Below are 4,382 nucleotides of genomic sequence, written 5' to 3' on the forward strand. Positions count from 1 at the left end.
TCGCCACGATACCTTTCAGTGGGCAGAAGCCCGGGACTTCGGGCCTGCGCAAGAAGGTGCGGGTGTTTGCCCAGCCGCATTATGCTGAGAACTTTATCCAGTCGGTCTTCGACGTCGCTGATCGCCCCATAGCCTCGACGCTGGTGATCGGTGGCGACGGTCGTTTCCACAACCGCACCGTGATCGCCCGGGCGATCCGCATGGCGGCGGCGAACGGGTATGCTCGCGTGCTTGTGGGGCAGGGCGGTATTCTATCGACCCCGGCAGCCAGCCACGTCATTCGCAAATATGGCGCAAGCGGTGGGCTTATCCTGTCAGCCAGCCACAATCCGGGAGGGCCAGAAGAGGATTTTGGCATCAAGTACAACATCGCTAATGGTGGCCCGGCACCCGAGGCGGTAACCGATGCGATCTACGCGCGCACCCAGACAATCGATCGCTGGCTGATGGTGGAAGGTGGCGCAGAGGTCGATATTGACCGCATCGGCACCTCGGAGATAGGCGAAATGGCGGTCGAAGTCATCGACCCGGTCGTCGACTATGCCGACCTGATGGAAGAGCTCTTCGATTTCGGCGCTATCCGTGCGGCGGCGAAGCGTGGCCTTTCGGTGGCCTTCGACGCCATGCACGCCGTCACCGGCCCCTATGCGCACGAGATACTCGAACGCCGTCTCGGATTTCCGGCAGGCACCGTCCTCAATGGCACCCCGCGCGAGGATTTCGGCGGCCATCACCCCGATCCCAATTTGGTGCATGCTCGTGTGCTCTATGACCTCATGATGTCGCCCGAAGCCCCAGCGCTTGGCGCGGCCTCGGACGGGGACGGGGACCGCAATCTGATCATGGGCCGCGGGGTTTTTGTTACGCCGTCTGACTCGCTCGCAATACTTGCCGCGAACGCACACCTTGCGCCCGCCTATGCCGGGGGGCTGAAGGGTATTGCGCGATCCATGCCGACCAGTACGGCCGCCGACAAGGTGGCAGACGCGCTCGGCATTCCTCTATGGGAGACGCCGACGGGGTGGAAGTTCTTTGGCACCCTGCTGGACGCTGGAAAGGTCACGATCTGCGGCGAGGAAAGCGCAGGCACCGGCAGTGATCACGTTCGCGAAAAGGATGGGCTGTGGGCAGTGCTGCTGTGGCTCAACATTCTCGCGGTCAGCCGCAAGCCGGTGTCGCAGATCGCAAGCGAGCACTGGGCGCGCTTCGGGCGAAACTACTATGCCCGCCATGATTATGAGGCGATCGAGAGCGGCCGCGCCAACGCTTTGATGGCTGCGTTGGAGGCCTCGCTCGCAATCTTGCCGGGCAGGGCATTCGGACCGCTGACTGTGGCGATGGCCGATCAGTTCGCTTACACGGACCCGGTCGATGGCTCGGCCAGCTACAATCAGGGCGTCAGGGTGATGTTTGCGTGCGGGTCGCGGATCGTGTTCCGGCTGTCAGGCACGGGGACGGAAGGTGCGACCTTGCGGGTCTACCTTGAACGCTACGAGGGCCCGGATGGGCGTTTGGCAGAAGAGACCCCTACGATGCTCGCCGATCTGGTCGCGGCCGCCGATGCGATCGCCGGGATCGTCGCTCACTCCGGCCGCACCGCGCCAGATGTGGTGACGTGAACGGGGGCCTTCGCGCCCATGTAGATGGCGGGAACCCAACCCGCCTGCCCACAGTCGATATGCGCTCGAACACAACCTGTGGTTTGATCCCGTCAAACTGTTGGTAGATCAATACGCATTGGACTCGACCGCCACTTCACCCAGTACCCGCGTTTCGCCGTTTTCGGTGAAGAGACTGCAAGCATCGTCCCGCCCGCCATAGTGCCGGTGCCGCTTGCGCACGCGTCGTGGCTCCCCCAAACATTGCGGACGGCAGCTGAGCCGGAATTCGTCAGCTGACAACCTCTCTCCCGCACGGACGGGACGACCTCCGACTGCCTCCCGCCTCTTCAGGGCCCGTCTCTCTCACTCAAGAGATAGGCCCCTTCTAATTTGTCCTTGGAGAGGAGACTCAATCATCATCCTGCAGGGGGGCGAGGTCCGATGATGTGAACGCACGAGAGCCACCTTTTATGGCTCCCGTGCGCAACATTCTTCAGAAACGGTAGGTAGCTACAGCCTTGATGGTCTGCAGGTTGAAGTCATCATTGGCGCGCTTGAAGTCGACGCCGCCGGCCAGCACAAACGGGTTCGTAGCGCCCGCAGTGCCCTGTCCGACCCGGATAAGCGTGTCGTCTTCGCTGTAGTCAGTGTAGAGATATTCGATGCCTAAAGAGAAGCTCTTCCCGATCTTCTGTTCAATGCCACCACCGATCTGGAAGCCCCAGGCTTGGTCATCAGCGAGCACGGTGAAGGAGTTGGCGGTATTGCTGGTCTCAAACGACTGGTCGAGCTTGGCGTAAGCAAGGCCGCCAGTCGCGTAGACCAGCGTCTTCGAAGCAGGCGTGAAACCGGCACGCAGGCGCAGCGACGCCGTGTAGTCAATCTTGCGCTCCATGTAGTAGAACGCCGGCGTTGTGCTGAAGGCTGAAACCGCGTCGCGCACATCAGCGGTTGCGACTTCGCCGATCACGCCGACGACCAGCTTGCCCATCTGGCTGTCGAAACCGGCGCGGGCAGCGAACGTCACGCCGTCAGAATCGCCGATGCAGTTGGCGTTTTGCGGCGAAGTCGCCTCGCCACCACAGAAGCCGGGCGAGAAAGCATTGGCACCGGCCGCGGTGGTGACGGTTTCGCCGAAGCTGCCGTTCGAGCCGCGGTCGAAGGTAATGAACTCATCGCCGTCGCTCGCTTGGATGTCGTAGCCGATCGATACGCCGGCGTAAAAACCGTCAAATTCGTCTTCAGCCTGGGCAGGCACCGCAATCAGAACGGCAGATGAGGCTGCGAGAAGAAGTGCTTTCATGGAATGCTCCGACAAATCGTTGTTTCAGTCAATTTCCGTTGCGCGAGAGGGCTGAGCGGTTGCCGAAGCAACCGCCTTGTCGGCGTTGTGTGAGGCCGTGAAACGGCTGCAACCATGTCGAGACTTGGCCATGCTCGGGGACCGATCCGACAGGGGAGCGCCGGAACGAGGGGACGTTGAGCCGCCAAGTACTCGATAGGCAAGCTGCGCAGCCCGCCCTCTCGCAGTCGAAGTTACGGCAAACCGCAGGCAATCAGATGCGGCGGACTCAAATGGCGGAAATTTTTCCGATCGCGATGGGCGTGCTGCTCGGCTTGCTGTGCGGCGCACCTTCGACTGTTTCGAGCGAGACAGCGAGAAGTGCCCCGTCAGCCACCAGCGGTCGCAGGTTTTCTGGAAGCTTCACATTGGTTGTCCCAGAGCGAGCGATCAGGCCGAGAGAGCGAGGCACCCCGTCTCCAGGGATGACCCACAGTTCCGGCGTCAGGCGGGTGTCCGGCAAGGCGACCGCGCGGATGTCGAGATATCCTGCCTGCGAACTGATGCTCGCTGCAAACAGCGTGCCGTCGGTTCCGGAAAGTTGGGCGATGACAGTCTGTGCCGGACCGGCGGCCACTACCGCATCGGGTGTTTCGCGCGGGGTCGCCGGGCCGAGCACCACGATCGCCGCCAGGCCGGCTGCCAGCGCGCCCGAGGCTGCCGCCAGACCCTGCCAAAGTCGGAGTGAGCTGACCTGTGCGGGGCGAGCGTTGTCATCAAGCCGTGCCTCGATTGCCTGCCAGACGTCTGGCGGCGGCGCCTCTTCGAATCCTTCGCCAAGTGGGTCCAACCGGCTCTGCCATTTGGCGACCAAGTCGGCGAAGGCTGGATTTGCGAGCGACAGGCGCAGCGCTTCGGCCCGTTCCTCTCCCTCGAGCACCCCCAGGGCAAGCTCGGCGGCCATTGCGGCCTGTGCGGGTGTGAGCTTGCTAGTCATCTTGGAGACACCCCCGCAATTGAAGCAATCCTCTGCGGATCCAACTCTTGGTGGTGCCGAGTGGGGATCGCATCGTGGTAGCGAGTTCCGAATGACTGAGGCCGTCAAAGAATGCTAAGCGGATTGCACGTTGGTGGTTAGGCGGTAGCAGATCGAGGCAATCGAAGATCTGCTCGCGCTGCTCGTCATCGGCCATAGCTTCGAGCGCCTCTCCGAACTCGGCCTTTGGCGCATCGGTGGGCGATGCATCGGGAAAAGTCGGGCTACCGTGCTTGCGCACCCAGTCGATTGCAGTGTTCCGGGCAATGGCACATAGCCAGGTGATTGGACTGGCATACTCCGGATTGAAGCGTCCGGCCCGATTCCAGACCTTCAGGTAAACCTGTTGTAGAATGTCCTCAGCCGCCTCTCGGTCTCGCGTGATGCGCAGGCATACCCCGAAAAGCTTTGCAGAGGTGCGATCATACACCGAAGCAAGCGCCTTTCGGTCGCCACGTGCGAC

General features: G+C 62.1%; 4 protein-coding genes. 1 reads left to right on the forward strand and 3 read right to left on the reverse strand.

What is annotated here, in order from left to right:
- Positions 1-8 precede the first annotated feature (8 nt).
- Positions 9-1,619 carry an alpha-D-glucose phosphate-specific phosphoglucomutase gene (locus tag ACOVQ0_RS02540; RefSeq protein ID WP_421879859.1) on the forward strand — a complete coding sequence of 537 codons (1,611 nt, stop codon included), beginning with the start codon at positions 9-11 and terminating at the stop codon, positions 1,617-1,619.
- 475 nt (positions 1,620-2,094) lie between these two features.
- Here the strand turns inward: ACOVQ0_RS02540 and ACOVQ0_RS02545 are convergent, their stop codons facing one another.
- The 3 genes from ACOVQ0_RS02545 to ACOVQ0_RS02555 form a co-directional block, all read right to left on the reverse strand.
- Positions 2,095-2,904: an outer membrane protein gene (locus ACOVQ0_RS02545; RefSeq protein WP_421879847.1), complete on the reverse strand. Its 810-nt coding sequence runs from the start codon at positions 2,902-2,904 to the stop codon at positions 2,095-2,097.
- A 268-nt stretch (positions 2,905-3,172) separates the two neighbouring features.
- Positions 3,173-3,880: an anti-sigma factor gene (locus ACOVQ0_RS02550; RefSeq protein ID WP_421879850.1), complete on the reverse strand. Its 708-nt coding sequence runs from the start codon at positions 3,878-3,880 to the stop codon at positions 3,173-3,175.
- The coding region (locus ACOVQ0_RS02555; protein WP_421879853.1) for a sigma-70 family RNA polymerase sigma factor at positions 3,873-4,382 on the reverse strand (510 nt) is incomplete at its 5' end. The genes ACOVQ0_RS02555 and ACOVQ0_RS02550, both read right to left, overlap by 8 nt.

Origin of the sequence: Novosphingobium sp. (assembly GCF_049240505.1) — a bacterium.
In the GTDB taxonomy this organism is placed as follows: domain Bacteria; phylum Pseudomonadota; class Alphaproteobacteria; order Sphingomonadales; family Sphingomonadaceae; genus Novosphingobium.